The organism is Mycolicibacterium setense, from assembly GCF_000805385.1.
Lineage (GTDB): Bacteria > Actinomycetota > Actinomycetes > Mycobacteriales > Mycobacteriaceae > Mycobacterium > Mycobacterium setense.
In genome coordinates this window covers 216,330-233,488 of the sequence record NZ_JTJW01000009.1, presented here as the reverse complement: position 1 = coordinate 233,488, position 17,159 = coordinate 216,330, and the positions used below count along the sequence as shown (strand labels likewise).

Annotated in this window: 11 protein-coding genes and 1 pseudogene; 6 read left to right on the top strand and 6 right to left on the bottom strand. The window is 64.7% G+C overall.

What is annotated here, in order from left to right; translation table 11 throughout:
- The first annotated feature begins 2 nt into the window (after window positions 1-2).
- The 4 genes from narJ (at window position 3) to QQ25_RS23700 (ending at window position 5,114) form a co-directional block, all read left to right on the top strand.
- Entirely contained in the window at window positions 3-677 is a 675-nt protein-coding gene (gene narJ, locus QQ25_RS23715) for a nitrate reductase molybdenum cofactor assembly chaperone (RefSeq protein ID WP_052236018.1), read from the top strand.
- Window positions 677-1,405 carry a respiratory nitrate reductase subunit gamma gene (gene narI, locus QQ25_RS23710; protein WP_039323752.1) on the top strand — a complete coding sequence of 243 codons (729 nt, stop codon included), beginning with the start codon at window positions 677-679 and terminating at the stop codon, window positions 1,403-1,405. Before narJ ends, narI begins: the two co-directional genes overlap by 1 nt.
- A 58-nt stretch (window positions 1,406-1,463) precedes the next feature.
- A complete protein-coding gene (locus QQ25_RS23705; protein ID WP_039381410.1) occupies window positions 1,464-1,901 on the top strand; it encodes a pyridoxamine 5'-phosphate oxidase family protein in 438 nt (145 codons plus the stop codon).
- A 456-nt stretch (window positions 1,902-2,357) separates the two neighbouring features.
- Entirely contained in the window at window positions 2,358-5,114 is a 2,757-nt protein-coding gene (locus QQ25_RS23700) for a PQQ-dependent sugar dehydrogenase (protein WP_234711967.1), read from the top strand.
- 13 nt (window positions 5,115-5,127) lie between these two features.
- On the opposite strand, the gene QQ25_RS23695 is transcribed toward QQ25_RS23700, so the two are convergent.
- Window positions 5,128-5,394 carry a hypothetical protein gene (locus QQ25_RS23695; RefSeq protein WP_039323748.1) on the bottom strand — a complete coding sequence of 89 codons (267 nt, stop codon included), beginning with the start codon at window positions 5,392-5,394 and terminating at the stop codon, window positions 5,128-5,130.
- A gap of 286 nt (window positions 5,395-5,680) precedes the next feature.
- Between QQ25_RS23695 and typA the strand changes: the two genes are divergently transcribed.
- Window positions 5,681-7,582 (top strand): translational GTPase TypA, encoded by a 1,902-nt coding sequence (gene typA, locus QQ25_RS23690; protein ID WP_039381717.1) that lies wholly within the window; start codon window positions 5,681-5,683, stop codon window positions 7,580-7,582.
- A gap of 145 nt (window positions 7,583-7,727) precedes the next feature.
- On the opposite strand, the gene QQ25_RS23685 is transcribed toward typA, so the two are convergent.
- Window positions 7,728-8,813 (bottom strand): hypothetical protein, encoded by a 1,086-nt coding sequence (locus QQ25_RS23685; protein ID WP_131546210.1) that lies wholly within the window; start codon window positions 8,811-8,813, stop codon window positions 7,728-7,730.
- 626 nt (window positions 8,814-9,439) lie between these two features.
- On the opposite strand from QQ25_RS23685, the gene QQ25_RS23680 reads away from it, so the two are divergent.
- A complete protein-coding gene (locus tag QQ25_RS23680; protein WP_101906491.1) occupies window positions 9,440-11,317 on the top strand; it encodes an ABC transporter family substrate-binding protein in 1,878 nt (625 codons plus the stop codon).
- A 51-nt stretch (window positions 11,318-11,368) separates the two neighbouring features.
- Here the strand turns inward: QQ25_RS23680 and QQ25_RS23675 are convergent, their stop codons facing one another.
- The 4 genes and pseudogenes from QQ25_RS23675 to QQ25_RS23660 form a co-directional block, all read right to left on the bottom strand.
- Window positions 11,369-12,586 carry a hypothetical protein gene (locus QQ25_RS23675; protein WP_039381405.1) on the bottom strand — a complete coding sequence of 406 codons (1,218 nt, stop codon included), beginning with the start codon at window positions 12,584-12,586 and terminating at the stop codon, window positions 11,369-11,371.
- A 568-nt stretch (window positions 12,587-13,154) separates the two neighbouring features.
- Window positions 13,155-14,504, bottom strand: a complete 1,350-nt coding sequence (locus QQ25_RS23670) for a hypothetical protein (RefSeq protein ID WP_039381404.1) — start codon at window positions 14,502-14,504, stop codon at window positions 13,155-13,157.
- Window positions 14,505-14,680: 176 nt separating this feature from the next.
- Window positions 14,681-15,994 carry a hypothetical protein gene (locus QQ25_RS23665; RefSeq protein ID WP_131546209.1) on the bottom strand — a complete coding sequence of 438 codons (1,314 nt, stop codon included), beginning with the start codon at window positions 15,992-15,994 and terminating at the stop codon, window positions 14,681-14,683.
- A gap of 519 nt (window positions 15,995-16,513) precedes the next feature.
- A pseudogene (locus tag QQ25_RS23660) lies at window positions 16,514-17,144 on the bottom strand (chloride channel protein); the annotation flags it as partial.
- Window positions 17,145-17,159 lie beyond the last annotated feature (15 nt).

The window sequence follows — 17,159 nt, the reverse complement described above, 5'->3', positions numbered from 1 at the left end:
GCATGCGCAGACGTGGTTCCCGCGACAGCGGCATTATTCGTCGCTCCCGCGACCAAACGATGCAGCACCGCCTGGTGTGGCAGGCCGCTTCGCTGATGCTCGCCTACCCGGACGACCACCATGCCGACCGGCTGCAGACCGCGGCGCGTCTGCTGGACCACGTCACCGGCGAGCCCAGGGCGCTGCTCGGCGAAACCGTTGTCGGGGTGAGCCTTCGACCCGCCATGGAGCTACAGCAGGAGTATGTCGAGACCTTCGACCTGCAGAAGCGGTGCACCATGCTGCTGACCTACTGGACGTCGGGGGACACCCGCAACCGCGGAGCGGACATGGTCGAATTCACCCAGACCTACCGGGCTGCAGGTGTCGAGATCCCGAAAGGCGAAGCACCCGATCACCTTCCGGTCGTGCTCGAATTCGCCGCGACAGTCGACCCGGTGGCGGGGCGGCGGCTGCTCGACAAGTACCGGGTCCCGATCGGTGTGGTGGCCGGCGCGTTGGCCGAGCGGAGGTCGCCGTACGCACCTGCCGTCGCAGCGGTCAACGCCACCCTGCCGCCATTGGCTTCGGTGGACGCTGTGTCGCGATTGATGATGGCCGGTCCACCCGCTGAATCCGTTGGACTGCAGCCGTTTCAGCTGACCGTTCCACCCCGCCGGGTACAGGAGGTGCTCTGATGTCGGGTTGGGAGATTTTCTGGGATGTGGTGCCGTACGTGACGCTGGCGATGGTGGGCGTCGGTACCTGGTGGCGATACCGCTACGACAAGTTCGGCTGGACCACCCGCTCGTCGCAGCTCTACGAGTCGCGATTGTTGCGTATCGCGAGCCCGATGTTCCACTTCGGGATGCTCGTGGTGTTCATCGGACATGTCATCGGCCTGTTCATCCCGGAGTCGTGGATGAACCTGGTGATGAGCGACCACGTGTACCACCTGCAGGCGGTGATCCTCGGCGGGATCGCCGGCATCGCTGCCCTGGTCGGTATCGCACTGCTGATCTACCGCCGCCGGGTCACGGGTCCGGTCTTCATGGCCACCACGGTCAACGACAAGACCATGTATGTGGTGTTGGTGGCCGCGATGGTGGCGGGCTTTGCCTGCACGGCGATCGGAGCTACTCCCGAGGGCGCCGAGCACGACTACCGCGAAACCGTGTCGCCGTGGTTCCGTTCGATATGGATCTTCCAGCCCCGTGGCGATCTGATGGTCCAGGCGCCGATGTACTTCCACATCCACGTGATGATCGCGCTGGTGTTGTTCTGCCTGTGGCCGTTCACCCGGCTGGTGCATGTGTTCAGTGCCCCGATCGGCTACCTGTTCCGGCCGTACGTCGTGTATCGCAGTCGCGATGTCGCCGAGAAGTCTGAGCTGGTTGGATCGCGGCCGCACCGGCGGGGCTGGTAGTACGAATCAGGGACCTTTGGCCCTGCCCGGGGGTCGCAGAAAGGGGGAGGATCGACCTATGAAGGGACAAGAGCTCGGCGTTCTCACCCGCAGGCAGTGCCTGGATCTGTTGGAGCGGGTGCGTGTCGGCCGATTGGTGTTCACCGAGGATGCGTTGCCCGCTGTGCAGCCGGTCAACTTCCGGGTGTGGCGCGACGATGTGGTGATCCGGGTGGCCGGCGGGGCCAAGCTGACCGCCGCCATCGGCCATCAGGTGGTGGCGTTCCAGGCCGATGAGCTCGATCCTGATCTACGGACGGGCTGGAGCGTGACAATCGTCGGGCATGCCGAGCCGATCATCGACGTGGACGAGCAGGTGGAGGTTGCCGGAACCTTCGTACAGCCGTGGGCCGAAGGGCGACGCGATCACTTCGTGCGGATACGGGCCGAGAAGGTCACCGGGCGTGAGCTCCGGGACCATGCGATGCCGCACTACACGGGCAGCGACGAGGGGTAGCGCTCGCTGTCGCAGACGTGTGATGCGTTGAGAGCCAGATAAATTCAATGCGGCCGGCCGAGGAATCATTCGCCGGGCATGCCGGATTCGGCTGGTCGAGACGACACCGGCGGCAAGACCGATGCCTGATCGCAACGTTTCACTGCGCGAAAATGACGCAAGCGCAATAATGATGACGCGCCGATGGCGGTGCGATCACGAGGTGCGTCCCGGGGGTGGGCCATGGCGTCAGTGGAACGGGTGTGGGCGGGGCAAGCACTCAAACATCCGGCACTCAAACATGTTGTCCGTGTTGGTGCTTTGGCCATCACACTTGGGATCGGGGCCGCCATGGTCTCGTTGCCCCCAGTGGCGTCCGCCGACGAGACCACCTCTGCTGAGTCATCGGACTCGGGTTCGACCTCCTCAGGCGGCGGTACGCAGTCGAGCCCGTCGGAAGTGAACACGCAACCCGACGTGACCGATCCGGGTCCGTCCACGTCGGCGGCGCCCACTGATGCCTCCACCGGCAAGCCTGAGCAGGCCGTAAAGGAAAGGCGCACCGCACAATCGCCGAAGTCGAAGGAATCTGTGGTCGTCCTCGACGGCGGCGTGGTGGTCCGGAGTTCAGGCGGGGCACGCAGGGCGGCTGCCGGCGATGTCGAGGACGCACCGGACGTCGTCGAGCTCGAGCCGGAGCAGCCGGCGCTGGAAGAGGTTGTCGAGATAGTGCCCGAGCAGCCGGCGCCGGACGACGTGGTCGAGGTCGTGCCGGAGCAGCCGACACCGATCGTGCCGGAGCAGCCGACGCCGCTCGAACAGCCCGTCACCAGTGAGACAGACCCGACAGAGTCCTCGCATCGGCCCATCGGACAGTCGGATTCACCGCTGACGCGCAACCGCTTGCTTCATTCGATACGGGCCGACATCGGCGACAAGGTGGCATCACTCGGGGCGGTGGACGCCGATGTTGCGACGCTCGAGACGGCGCCGGAACGGTCCACGATCACCATCCCACCGCTGCCTCTTCCCGGCCCGGACTCACCCGAGCCGGTCAAGAAGGCGTGGGGCTGCTTTTGCGACGTCTTCAGCACCGTGGCTCCCATCGCCCAGCAGATCGGTGGCCTGATCAACCAATACATCCTTCCGATTCTCGCGGCGCCCGCGCCCGGGGAATCGCCGGATTCGCCGGCGTTGTGGGCCGTGCTCGGTTGGGTGCGCCGACAGACCGATCAGATCGCCTCGGCCCTACGGATTCCCGAGGTCACCGAGGCCGTGACGGCCTGGGGTGCCCTGACGCTTCAGCAGGTGAGCCAGTCCTGCGACGAACCCACACCGGGACTGCCAGAGGACCTGGAGCGCACGGTCATCGTCTCGGGCCTGACTGAACCGGTGGATTTCCGGTTCCTGCCCGACGATCCGGAGAACCCGGACGACGGCGGCATCCTGATCGCCGAAAAGGGCGGGGCGATCAAGCTGTACCGGGAGGGCCAGGGGACGACCACGGTGGTGGAACTGCCGACGAAGACAGACTTCGAGAGCGGGATCGGCGGCATCGAGGTCGATCCGAACTTCGCCGAAAACCATTACGTCTACGTGTCTTACACCAACGGCGACGACGTCGATGTGCTGTCGCGCTTCACGCTTTCCGGTGATTCGGCCACCATCCTGGACTCTGAGCAGGTGCTGATCGCGTCGGATCAGACGGCCGGCCCGATCCATCACGGCGGGGAGATCTACTACGAGGACAACCCCGGCGACAGTCCCGACTACATCTACTGGGCCAAGGGCGACAACTCGGTCAGCACCAACGCGCAGGATCTGACCAACATCCATGGCAAGATCCTGCGGATCCAGGCGGACGGAACGATCCCGACGGACAATCCCTTCTACGACACACCCGGTGCCCGCCAGGAGATCTGGGCCTACGGGCTTCGCAACCCGTTCCGGTTCGACGTCGCCCCCAACGGCCAGATTCTCGTGGCCGATGTCGGCGACACCGCGTGGGAAGAACTCAATGTCGTGACGAAGGGCGCCAACTACGGTTGGCCCGGCGCGGAAGGCGTGTGCGTCGGCTGCGGCTATGTCAACCCGATCTACTCCTACGACCACAACACCCCGGCCGGAACCGCCTCGATCACCTCAGTCCTGGTGTACACCGGTGACACCTTGCCCGAGGAGTACCGGGGCAAGGTCTTCATCGCCGACTACACCCTCGGCTGGGTCAAGGTGCTGACCCTCGACGAGGACTATGACAGCTACGTCAGCGAGCAGGTCTTCGACGGCCAGGCGGGAACACCGGTACGGCTCATCCAAGGGCCGGACGGCAACATCTATCAACTGAACATCTACCCCGGCGAGCTGTCGATGATCGGGCTTTCGGGCGGCAACCGGGCGCCCACGGCTGTCGTGACGGCGACACCGACCAACGGGTATTCGCCTCTGGTCGTGAACTTCTCATCGGAGGGTTCGGTCGATCCCGATCCGGACACCACGCTGACCTACAACTGGGATTTCGGCGACGGCACGACCTCGACGCAGGCCAACCCGACCAAGACCTACGACACCAACGGCACGTACAACGTGACGTTGACCGTGAGCGATGGCGAGAAGACCGGCCAGGCCACGCAATCGGTGACCGTCGGAAGTACGGCGCCGCACGATCTCACGATCACGACACCGCAGGGCACGCCGCTCGACAACACGAAATACAATGCCGGCGATACGATTTCGTTCAGTGGCGCGGCCTTGGATCAGGACGAGACGCTCCCTGACAGCGCCTACAACTGGACCGTGGTGTTCCACCACGCCGACCACATCCACCCGGTCACCAGCAACGTCGTCGGAAAGACGGGCAGCATCACCGTTCCCACCGACCCGCACAACTCCGCGGACACCTGGTACGAGTTCCGCCTGACCGTCACCGACAGCAGTGGCCTGTCCACGACCTCGTCGGCCAATGTCCATCCCAACACCGTCACGCAGACGTTCACCGCGAGCGACCCCGAGGCGGTCTTCACGATCGACGGTAAGCCCTACACCGGCTCCTACACCGAGACGTCCGTGGTGGGTGTGGAGCGTGTCCTCGGAATCTCGTCACCGCAGACCGTCGACGACGGGCAGTTGGTGTTCGTCAGCTGGTCCGACGGCGGGGAGCAAACCCACACGATCGTCACTCCCGGCACGAATGCCACCTACGTCGTGAACGTCACCAAGGTTCCGTCCGCGCTGTGACCCCGACCGGGCGTCAGTACCGCAACCGGTCGTTGACGACCCGCACGGCGTGGCCCGGGTGCTGCGTCGCGTACAGCGGGTGCAACAGCATCGGGTGGCGGCAGTGCGCGCAGGACGTCTGCGGCTGGTTGGCCGAGGCGAAGGTGAGGTGGTGGCACTCGCTGCAGCGGACCATGTAGCAGGCGCCGATCCAGTTGGCCATGCCCACATAGATCGCCACCGTGGTCCCCGCCGCCAGCACCATGATCAAAGCGACCGTGAGCGCTTCGTAAACCGTCATCCTGGCACCTCCAAGCACGCCTATCGCACGTGACGGATACCTGAAACGGTACTCGCGAAGTGTCAGGTTTTCCTGGCCCGTTTGAAGACCTTGTCCAGTTCTTTACCGCGCAATCCACTGTGTTCGGCCTTGCGCACTTTGTGCAGCACCAGCGGGCAGCGTTTGCAGCGGGGCTTGCTCTTACAGCACTTTTTCTTGGGCTTCAGGCCGGCGATCTTTGCGGACTTCAACGTGACGGGGCTCTCTCGTTTTCGTGATCGACCGGCGTGCCTGCGAGAATGTCGAGGTGGATTCACGCCCGAGCTTTCGCAATGTCGCCATCGTCGCCCACGTCGACCACGGCAAGACGACCCTAGTCGACGCGATGCTGCGACAGTCGGGTGCCTTGACGCACCGCGGCGACGACGCGGTGGAGCGCCTGATGGACTCCGGTGACCTTGAGAAAGAAAAGGGCATCACCATCCTGGCCAAGAACACCGCGGTGCACCGGCACCACCCGGACGGCACCATGACGGTGATCAACGTCATCGACACCCCTGGTCACGCCGATTTCGGTGGCGAGGTCGAGCGTGGCCTGTCCATGGTTGACGGCGTGGTTCTGCTGGTGGACGCCTCGGAAGGGCCGCTCCCTCAGACCCGGTTCGTGTTGCGCAAGGCGCTGGCCGCGCACCTGCCCGTTCTCCTGGTGGTCAACAAGACCGACCGGCCCGACGCGCGCATCGCCGAGGTGGTCGAGGAAAGCCACGACCTGCTGCTCGACGTGGCCTCTGATCTGGACGACGAGGCCCAGGCCGCCGCTGAGAAGGCGCTGGACCTGCCCACGCTGTACGCGTCGGGACGCGCAGGCATCGCGTCCACGACGCAGCCCGCCAACGGCGAGAACCCCGACGGCGAGAATCTCGACCCGCTCTTCGACGTGCTGCTCGAGCACATTCCGCCGCCGCAGGGTGATCCGGACGCTCCGCTGCAGGCGCTCGTGACCAACCTCGACGCCTCGGCCTTCCTGGGTCGTCTCGCGCTGATCCGCATCTACAAGGGCCGGATCCGCAAGGGTCAGCAGGTCGCCTGGATGCGGGAGGTCGACGGCCATCCCGTCATCACCAACGCCAAGATCACCGAGCTGCTGGTCACCGAGGGTGTGGAACGCACGCCCACCGGCGAGGCCGTCGCCGGCGACATCGTGGCCGTCGCGGGCATGCCGGAGATCATGATCGGCGACACCCTGGCCGATACCGATCACGCCCACGCGCTGCCCCGCATCACCGTCGACGAGCCGGCGATCTCGGTCACCGTCGGGACGAACACCTCGCCGCTGGCCGGCAAGGTCTCCGGCCACAAGCTCACCGCTCGGATGGTGAAGAACCGCCTCGATGCGGAGCTGGTCGGCAATGTGTCGATCAAGGTCGTCGACATCGGTCGTCCCGACGCCTGGGAGGTACAGGGCCGAGGCGAGCTGGCGCTGGCGGTGCTGGTCGAGCAGATGCGCCGCGAGGGCTTTGAGCTGACCGTCGGCAAGCCGCAGGTGGTCACCCGGAACATCGACGGCAAGTTGCACGAGCCGTTCGAGGCGATGACCATCGACTGCCCCGAAGAATTCGTCGGCGCCATCACCCAGCTGATGGCCGCCCGCAAGGGCCGTATGGAAGAGATGACCAACCACGCCGCCGGGTGGGTGCGGATGGACTTCATCGTGCCCAGCCGCGGGCTGATCGGCTTCCGGACCGACTTCCTGACGCTGACGCGCGGGACCGGCATCGCCAACGCCGTGTTCGACGGTTACCGACCGTGGGCCGGCGAGATCCGGGCCCGCCACACCGGTTCGCTGGTGTCGGACCGGTCCGGCTCGATCACCCCGTTCGCGATGATCCAACTGGCCGACCGCGGACAGTTCTTCGTCGAGCCGGGTGAGGACACCTACGAGGGCCAGGTCGTGGGCATCAATCCGCGCGCCGAGGATCTCGACGTCAACGTCACCCGCGAGAAGAAGCTGACCAACATGCGGTCGTCGACGGCCGACGTCATGGAGACGCTGGCACGGCCTTTGGAATTGGGTCTCGAGCAGGCCATGGAGTTCTGCGCGGAGGACGAGTGCGTCGAGGTGACCCCCGAGGTCGTCCGCGTACGCAAGGTGGAGCTCACGGCATCGCTGCGGGCGCGGGCGAAGGCCCGGGCCAAGGCGCGGGGATAGTTTCGTTCTCCGCTGACTCTGACGCTGACTCTGCGTCGAGGGCGCAAAAGTGCGAGTGCGCAACGCCCTCACCGCAGTCTCAGTGCAGCTGAAAAGCAGTAGGCCCCCTCTCAGTCGGATAGAGGAGGCCTACTGGGTTTGCGGGTTACCCTGCGGCGCTCTCTGAATCGGAAGTCGCGGTCTTGGCCTTCTTACCGCTCAGGCCCTGGGCGGCTTTCTTGACTCCGGCGCTGAGGTTCTTGGCCGATTCGCGCACGCTGTTGGTGACCGCGGTGCGCGCGGTGGCGCGCGGGACCCTGGCAGTCGGCGCTGCCTTGCTGACGGCCACAGGAGATGTCTCTTCCTTTGGTGCAGAGGGAGATTCCTCTGTTTTCGTTGCCGCCACTTTGGTCGTGGCGACAGGCAGCTCGGCTTCAGGCGCGGCGGCCAGCGCCGGCGTTGCGGTGATTTCAGCGGCCGTCGTTGTCGTTGTGGTCGTCGGCAGGCCTGCAGTGAACGGCGCAGCGAGTCGAGTGCGCGCGGCCTGGATCGACGTGTAGACGCTCTTGGCGGTGGTTACCGCTACCGAGGCGATGTCCGCAATGCCGTGCTGAACGGCGTTGGCAGTGGCCTCGGGGTTGCCGCTGGCGATCGCCGTCCCGACAGCCTGGATCGCCCCGAGCGAGGTGCGCGCAAAGCTCGCGAACGATAGTGCCGGCGTCGTCACGAAGGCCCAGGCCACCTGATACACGAGTGGACGGACCAGCGCCTGCATGACTCCGGCGTCGGCGGTGAGCATGTTCTGCAGTTTCACCACCTGGTTGAAGAGTCCGAGGAACGGCCCGATGAACGCCGGTACGACGGCGTCGTACCCGCCGACGAGATCGCCGGCCGCGTAGCGTTCCAAAGCAGTCCCAAGGGCTGGCGGCAGATTGGTCGCTACCGATGACGCTGCCGCGGCCAGGCCGTTGCCGATCTCGCCGAGGGTTTTTCCGTCTGCGCCGGCCCGGACGATGATCGCGTTGAGAAGCGGCGCAGGAGTGGCGGTCTCGTTCGCGATCATGAGTTGGACGAGAGCGTTGGCCTGGTCGAACACCGGAGTGAAGACTTCGATCGGGTCATCCAGCGCGGCCATTTGCACCGCGTGAGTTTGGATTTGGGTTGGGGGAGCGATTGCCGGGGTGGCGGCGATGACGCTGGCCGCGGCCACCGCTACGCCGATAGCGGCATATGGTCGTAGGGCGAGTTGCACTGCGTTCTCCTTGTGTTACGGTCGTCCGCCCGGGATGGCTGACGGGCGTGAAAGTACAAGGGACGCCATAAAAAAACATTCGGATTCTTTGCGATGTTCGAATTATTGATCTGCTCGATCTGACAATTGCCCCGTCCCGTTTGGGCGGGGCAATTGCCTATCGCTTTGCGGTGTTGGCAAGGGTCAGTCGTCGTCACCTGACCCTCGTCTGCGTCGGGTCCCTTCGAAGCCTGCTTGTCAGGTTTGGCCAGTGCCTTTTTGACGTCTGCACCGATCTTGCCGACCGGCCCCTGCGATCGCGATGCCGGCCGTGACGTAGGGCCGCAGTGCATGTAGCAACGATGTCTCCTTGGATCGAATGTGACGTCGGTCACTCCGGCCGACGGCCCGACGGTATCTGAGAATCACCTGAAATGGATGCAAATAAGACTGCGCGAGCGTCAATTGTTTGAGATTTGCTCTGCACCGGCTGGGTTACTGCCTGATGGTGGCGCTGCAGCTGGCATTTCGCGCCGTCTTTGCAGTTTGGACGATTAGATCCAACATCGTGTGAGCGGTAGCTGTCGGGCCGTTCGCTCCGCAGGGGCGGTGCGCGGCGGTGTCAGCCCGGGGCGCTCGATACCCTGATTAGCGTGCCGACACCCCTCAGCCGCGCCCGCTTGACGATCGGGGCGCTCGTTTCGGTGCCGGCGCTTCTGTTCAGCGCCTGTACGGTCAGCCCGCCGCCGGCCCCGCAGAGCACCGAGACCACCGAGACGACGCCGCCACCTCCGATGAAGGCGACGCAGATCATCGTGGCGATCGATTCGATCGGCCCCGGGTTCAACCCGCACCTGCTGTCGGACCAGTCCCCGGTGAACGCGGCGGTCGCCTCGATGGTGCTGCCGAGTTCGTTCCGGCCGGTGCCCGACCCGAAGTCGCCGACGGGTTCGCACTGGGAGCTCGATCCGACCCTGCTCGAATCGGCCGAGGTGACCAACCAGAATCCGTTCACGGTCACCTACAAGATCCGGCCCGAAGCCCAGTGGACCGACAACGCGCCCATCGCGGCCGACGACTACTGGTACCTGTGGCGCCAAATGGTCAGCCAGCCAGGCGTTGTCGACCCGGCAGGCTATGACCTGATCACCGGTGTGCAATCGGTCGAGGGCGGCAAGCAGGCGGTGGTGACCTTCTCCCAGCCCTATCCGGCGTGGCGGGAGCTGTTCAACGACATCCTCCCGGCCCACATCGTCAAGGACATCCCGGGTGGTTTCAGTGCCGGCCTGGCCCGCGCGATGCCGGTCACCGGCGGGCAGTTCCGGGTGGAAAGCATCGACCCGCAACGTGACGAGATCCTTCTGGCTCGCAACGACCGGTACTGGAGTGTGCCCGCCAAGCCCGATCTGGTGTTGTTCCGCCGAGGTGGCGCGCCGGCCGCGCTTGCCGACTCGATCCGCAACGGTGACACCCAGGTTGCCCAGGTGCACGGTGGCGCAGCCACTTTCGCGCAGCTGAGCGCGATCCCGGATGTCCGCACCGCCAGGATCGTCACTCCGCGCGTGATGCAATTGACGCTGCGTGGCGGGCAGCCCACGTTGGCAGAAGCCCAGGTGCGCAAGGCGATCCTCGGTCTGATCGATGTCGACCTACTCGCGTCGGTGGGCGCGGGTGATGACAACACCGTGACGTTGGCGCAGGCTCAGGTGCGCTCTCCTTCCGATCCCGGCTACGTACCGACAGCGCCCCCGGCAATGTCGCGGGAAGCCGCACTGGATCTGTTGCGCGCGTCGGGTTATCAGATCGAACCGGTGGAGACGCCGCCCGCTCCCGGCGCGCCGCCGGCGCCGGACAACGGCAGACAACGCATCACCAAGGACGGCGCCGCGTTGTCGTTGGTGCTCGGTGTGGCGTCCAACGATCCGACCTCGGTCGCCGTGGCCAACACCGCGGCCGATCAATTGCGCAATGTCGGCATCGACGCTTCCGTGCTGGCGCTGGATCCGGTCGCGCTCTACGGAGACGCGTTGACCAACAATCGCGTCGACGCCATCGTCGGCTGGCATCAGGCCGGGGGAGACCTGGCGACCAGCCTGGCCTCGCGCTACGGCTGCCGCGCATTGGAGGCAACCGCCGTCTCGACGACCGTTCCCGGCGTCGCGCCCTCACCGTCGCCGAAGCCGACGACAAGCCCTGCACCCCCCGCGCCGTCGACTACTCAGACCACCACCCAGGCGATTCCGGCTCCGGATTCCGGTGCTCTGGTCCAGGCGCCCAGCAATATCACCGGGATCTGTGACCACAGCATTCAAGCGAGAATTGATGGCGCACTGGATGGTTCGCAGAACATCGCCGAGGTGATCCAGGCCGTCGAGCCCCGGCTGTGGAACATGTCGACGGTGCTTCCGATCCTGCAGGACACCACGATCGTCGCGGCCGGACCGAGTGTGCAGAGCGTCAGCCTCACCGGTGCCGTGCCCGTCGGCATCGTCGGCGACGCGGGCAGCTGGACCAAGATCCGCTGAAGACAGACAGTGGGCCCCCTCGTCGGAGGAGGCCCACTGAAGTGGTGCGTATCAGGCTGCGCTGCTCGAACCTGAGGATGACGAGTCTGCGCCGGACTTGGCGTGCTTGCCTGCTGTGGTGCTCTTGCCGCCGAGTCCGTCGGCGGCCTTCTTGATTCCGTCCGTGACGTTCTTGACGGTTCCCTTGAGTCCTTCACGTACCTGTTTGGCCGAAGTGGACCGCTTGGTCGACAGGGTCTTGCCGGGTTCTGCCTTGACGCTGTCCTTCACCACCGTGGTCGCACCGGCTGAGGTGTCGGCCGCTGCGGAATCCTCTGCAGCAGGTGCGGTTTCGGCCGGTGCCTGCTGAATCGGCGCGACGGCCGGGGCCGGCGCAGCTGCCGCCTTGGGCGCGACGTCGAGCGTCACGAGTTTCGCCGCGGGCGTCAGCGTCGCGTCTGTGGCTGCACGTGATTCCTCGGTGACCGGGGGAGTGATCGCCGCGGCGATCATCTCGCGGGCCTGCCGCAGCGTGCCCAGCAGTCCCAGGTTGGGGCCGAAGACGCCGCCGCCGAGCTCGTCGCCGTTGAGGAACGCATCCGCGATGACGGCTGGACTGCCGAGCATCGCGTTGACGACGCCGAGCGGATCGCCCGCCGTGGCGGAGTCAACGATCTCCTGACCGACGTTTCCCGCCACCGTGATGGTGCGGTAAACGACATTGAGCGTTCCGAGCAGCGGCATCACCACCGCGAGTTGGGTGTCCACGACATTGAGCAGGTTCTGTATCGGCTGCCTGATCGCAGCGGTGATCGGCTCCAGCAATGGCAGGCCGGCTCCCACCACCGGGGTGAGGAATGCGCTCCAGGCATTGGCCACCGCACCATTGATGTCACCGCTCAGCAGGTCGGAGATCGCCAACTGCAGCAAGGACGGGATGCTGTAGGGATTGGACGGGTCCAGTGAGTTGCCGAGTGACACGGCGGAATCCTGGAGGGCGGCGCCCAGCGACTCGGCAGTGGAAATCTGGTTGGCAATGATCTGCCGCAGGATGGGTGCGGGGTCGCCCAACTCTTCACCGATCACGGTCGACACATTGGTGAAGGTGTTCGTGAACAGATCCACATATGCCTGGATCGGATCGGTTGCTGCCGACAGATTCACCGCAGCCGATGAAACGGCTGGAACGGTGATGTCCGGCATCGGTGGCGCGACCGGGCTTATCGCGATGGCGCCCGCTCCGAGGAAGGCGACACCAGCGGTGAAATAGGGATGGGCTGCGACGTGCATGGCTTCTCCTCCAGATCAATCCGATCCCCGACGAGGCTGAAGCTACCTGAGAGTAACTTTACAAATTTGAGTTTTTGAAAAGTTGGATTCAACGCCGGATTCGCGGCTAATCGGATCGTAAGCCAGGGAAACTAGCTGTTAGAGCCGCTGGTTAGGGCGTCTTTACGAAGATCCGACATTGAACACTGCTGCCGATCGCAAACAAAAGACTACGGAATCACCGGGGTTCGCTGTACCCGCAGTCGAGCGGGGAAATCCATGCCAAACGGTCCCTTCTCGCCAAGTCAGAATTTAGCGCCCAAGCAGGTTCTCATGTCGTGCGGTACGACCCGCGCCGAGCGTCGGAAATGCAGCCGCCGGAGTCGAACGGTCAGAGGTGAGGCGCGGATCGCCAGTTTGCTGCACGGTAGGAATGGCAATCAACTGTCCAGCTTTGCCATTTTGGCTCAACGCGCGAATTGCGGCGGCAATCCGGGTGGGTATCTGAGCAGCAGCTGAGAACTCCCTCAGAAGGCGAAGCCCCCTCCATCGAGGGGATGGAGGGGGCTTGCCGGGGTAATGCGCAGAGTTACTTGCTGTCGGCGCCCTCGCCGGACTCGCTGGTTGATTCCGCCTTCTTCTCGGCGCCCTTCTGGCTGCCGGTCCTGTCCTTCTTCAGGCCGTCGGTTAGCTTCTTGACGGCCGACTTGACCTGGGTCCGAACGGCCTTGGCGGAGGTGGCGCTGTCCTGACCCTTGGCGGCCTTGGGGGACGCCTTCGTCGCGACCTTGGTGACAGCCGGGGTGGCGGCGTCGCTGACAGCCGAAGCCTCGTCGGCGCCAGTGCCAGGTGTGGTGTCGGGCGCCACGGTGGGCTCCGCGACCGTAGGCGCTTCCGCTGTCGAAACAGATTGCGCGGCAGCAGATGTCGCGCTGATCGCCTTGGCCGGTGCGACATCGAGCGTCAGCGTCTTGGCTGCAGGAGCGAGTGCCGAACTCGCCGACACCGTCTCCGAGGAGGCAGCGAGGGCCGGCAGGCTGCCGAACGGGTTGTCACGGTCGACGCCGGGGGTGGCCAGCGAGTCGGCGATCTGGGAGAGCGTGTTCAGCACCGTCGAAATGGTTCCGCCACTGATGAAGCCGTGCTCGGCGGTCAGAATGCCGGCCATGAACGTCGGCGGCATGCCATCGCCATTGTCGATCTCGAATCCGTTGAGCAATGCACCGGTGATCGTGGCCGGAGAGTTCACCAACGTGGTGACGAATTCGGCCGCGTCGCCAGCGGTCGCGGCGGCGGCCAGGTTCTCGAGCACGTATCCGTTGGCGGCGGCGGTGGCCGTCAGCGGTGACAGGACTCCGTTCAACAGCAGTGCTGGTGCGCCTTCGGGCAGCTGCTCTACCAGGTTCGCGAGGTTCTTGAACGGCTGAGCGATCACGGACCAGGCACCGGGCACCCACTTGTTGCCCACGAAGCTGAGCAGTGGCAGCCCGAGCATGAGTGGACTTGTGGCCAGGGCGGCGAATCCGTTCTGCAGATCCCCGGCAGCAATCAGATCGATGGCACTCTTGACAGCCGCCTGAAAGCTCATGAAGTTCTCGGGATCGAGCGCGGCGGACATGCCCTCGACGAGTCCCTGTGTCGCTGTGCCAAGGACATTCGCGCTGTGCAGCTGGTTGGCGATGATCTGTCGCACGATCGGAGCGGGATCCGCTGCCAACTGTTCGCCGATGCCGCCGATGTTCTCGAAGGCCCCTCCGATGACATCGGCCCACAGCTGCAAGGGATTGGCCGCCGCCGTGAGGTTCACCGCCGCGGACGAGGCGTCAATCGCGGGAACGTGAATGTCCGGAGCAGGCGGGGCCAGTGGGCTGAGCGCGATGGCGCCGGCGCCCACGAGTGCCACGCCCGCGGTCAGGTACGACTGAGAAGCGAGTTGCATTGGATCTCCTTACGGCCGTTGGTGCTAGGTCAACTGCGGATAACTGAGGGGTTTGCGTCGACGAGGGTCGCCCGTCTGCCGCCGGCCGCGTCGATCTGCCGCGCGCTGGGCGATTGGGGTGGAATGGGAGGCCCCTCCATCGGTCTGATGGAGGGGCTCGCCGTTGGTGCTGCGGGTTACTTGTCGCCGCTCTTGGCGGAGTCGTTCGAGGCGCTCTTGTCCGTGCCCTTCTGGCTGGCGGTCTTGTCCTTCTTGAGACCGTCGGTCAGCTTCTTGACAGCCGACTTGACCTGGGTGCGGACGGCGTTGGCGGAGCCGGCCTTTGACTGTCCCTTGGCGGCCTTCGGTGATGCCTTGGTCGAGAGCTTGGTGGCGGGCTTGGTGGTGCCGTCGATGTCGGTCGCAGTTGCATCGGTGTCGCCCGCAGCGGCTGAGGTGTCGGCCGTCGGTGCGGCCGCACCATCGGAAGCGTTGTCCGCGTCGGTAACTGGCGCCGAGACCGGCTTTTCCGCCTGCAGCGTCGACACCTCGATCGCCACGGGTGCCGGGGCTGTCAGGGCCTTGGCGGTGGGGATCGTGATGTCGGGGGGAGTGAACGGCTTGGGCTTGATCTGCTTGAGGGCGTTCACAAAGGAGTCCTCGATGTAGTTGCCCATGGAGATCGTCGCATCGGTTTGGAAGACCACGCTCGTGGCGAAGTCGGCGATGCCGTGTTGGACGGCATTGATCACCTTGACCGGATCACCAGTGGCGACGGCATTCGCCACATCCTGAGCTCCGACGATCGCCTGCTTGAGCACAGCTCGCGGCTGTCCGTCCAGGTCCACGCCGACGCCGATAGTTGCGGCGGCCAGTCCGATGACAACTCCGAGTGCGGCCTCGGACGTCGCGTCGATGAGCGGCTGCGGAATGTTGAGTACATGCCCGATGGCCTGGATCTCGGGTGACACCGCATATATCAAGATATTGATGATGGGTTGCATCCCGTCCAGCACCAGGCCGTCCAGGGCGCCGCCGGCGTCACCGGCTGCGATCTTTGCAGCCGCGGCCTGCAGTCCGGCGGGTAGACCGGCGGCCAAATCACCGAGAGCTTCACTGATCGCGGTGCCCGCCGCAGAAGTGGTTTCACCCAGCGCGGCAAGATTGGGGCCGAAATTCTGGGCCGCGATGACTCCGCCGGCGAGAACCTGTGCGATCTGCCAAGCCGGCGGCGTACTCATGAACGCCTGGTAGCCGCCGACCGCGTTGTCGAGGAGTTGGCGCGGGATCGGGGCCGGATTGGTGGTCTGGCGTTCGATGATGTTGCTGATCAACGTTTGCGTGGTGGTGACCACCGGCGCGAACACGGTCAGCGGATCGTCCACTGCAGCCGTAAGGGCGACAGGTACATGCACCTCTGGAACGGACGGAGCCATGGGGCTGACTGCGATGGCGCTGGCACCTACAAGTGCCACCCCCGCAGCCAGGTAGGACCGAGCAGCGAGTTGCATTGAATCTCCTTACGGGAGCGTAACTAAGGTCGGCGCAGAAGTTACCCCATAGTAAGTTCGGTTGTCTGCAAATTTTCTTAACTATTTTTCAGCTCGCTGAGATCCACAGTGGGCTCCGCAAATGAACTCACAGTATCTGCGATATTGCTGGTAGTGCCTATTTCCCGTGGTCGCGCCCCAGGCTTGCGATACCGGACGTAGCGATAACTGCTCAGATGGTAGGTCTGCTGTGGCAAATATATGGCAGTAGACGTCAATTGATTGCCAGCGAAGTCTGCGAGGGTGGGTGCAATCTGGTTGCCCAGCGGTAATGCTGCCGCGATGCGAGCCCGCGAGTTAGCGCACACACAGTGGACATCGCAGTGTGATCTGTAAAACAGATGAGTGTCGGATGCGGTCCACGACACTAATGGGACCATCGGTCTCGGTATTCGCGCTGTGCTTGCGTTGGCAACTAAGTGGCAGGCTCGGTCAGTTTCAAAAACTACGGATCTCGTTGCGAGAGTTTGCCTGGTCTAGTTAGTCGACCATTACGTTGTTGCGCCGCTCGGCAACCGATTGCAGCCCGTGCGCGGCCAGCGCAGCGGCCAGGAACGGCAGTAGTACCCACAGCGGCGGCCGCGCGAGCTCCCACACGAACAGCGCGGCCCAGATCGGCGCGCGCTGCGTAACGGCGAGCACTCCGGCCGCACATGTGAGCGAGACCGCGGCGACGTTGACGGGGTGAAGGTCCAGGGTGTTGATCGAAAGGGCGATGAGGGAACCGAGTGCGGCGCCGGTGGCGAGGGCGGGTGTGAGCATGCCGCCCACCGCGCCGGCGCGCAGGAAGATCGCGGTGAGCACGGGCTTGAGGAGCAGGATCACCGCGGCGGATCCGAGCGTCATTCCACTGTCGAGACTGACGGTGAGGATGCTCTTGCCATTGCCCGGGAGCTCCGGCCACCAGATCGAACCGAGGCCCACGAGCAGGCCCGCCCCGGCTATGCCGGGGATGATCAGCCACGACGTGAGCGCTGCCGCAGGCCGGGCAAGCGTCATGATCCGGTTTGAAAGCCATGCCCACTGCCAGCGTCAATGGTGCCAGGACCAGCGCGAAACCGGTCAGAAATACGACAGGCTGAGGTCGTGAACTGTTCGGGGATGTGTGAGTAAACGTGATCGAATG

Excerpts from the sequence above, each read along its gene's own strand:
- narJ (WP_052236018.1), top strand. The coding sequence starts at position 3 with ATGCGCAGACGTGGTTCCCGCGACAGCGGCATTATTCGTCGCTCCCGC.
- narI (WP_039323752.1), top strand. The coding sequence starts at position 677 with ATGTCGGGTTGGGAGATTTTCTGGGATGTGGTGCCGTACGTGACGCTG.
- QQ25_RS23705 (WP_039381410.1), top strand. The coding sequence starts at position 1,464 with ATGAAGGGACAAGAGCTCGGCGTTCTCACCCGCAGGCAGTGCCTGGAT.
- QQ25_RS23695 (WP_039323748.1), bottom strand. The coding sequence starts at position 5,394 with ATGACGGTTTACGAAGCGCTCACGGTCGCTTTGATCATGGTGCTGGCG.
- QQ25_RS23675 (WP_039381405.1), bottom strand. The coding sequence starts at position 12,586 with ATGCACGTCGCAGCCCATCCCTATTTCACCGCTGGTGTCGCCTTCCTC.
- QQ25_RS23670 (WP_039381404.1), bottom strand. The coding sequence starts at position 14,504 with ATGCAACTCGCTTCTCAGTCGTACCTGACCGCGGGCGTGGCACTCGTG.
- QQ25_RS23665 (WP_131546209.1), bottom strand. The coding sequence starts at position 15,994 with ATGCAACTCGCTGCTCGGTCCTACCTGGCTGCGGGGGTGGCACTTGTA.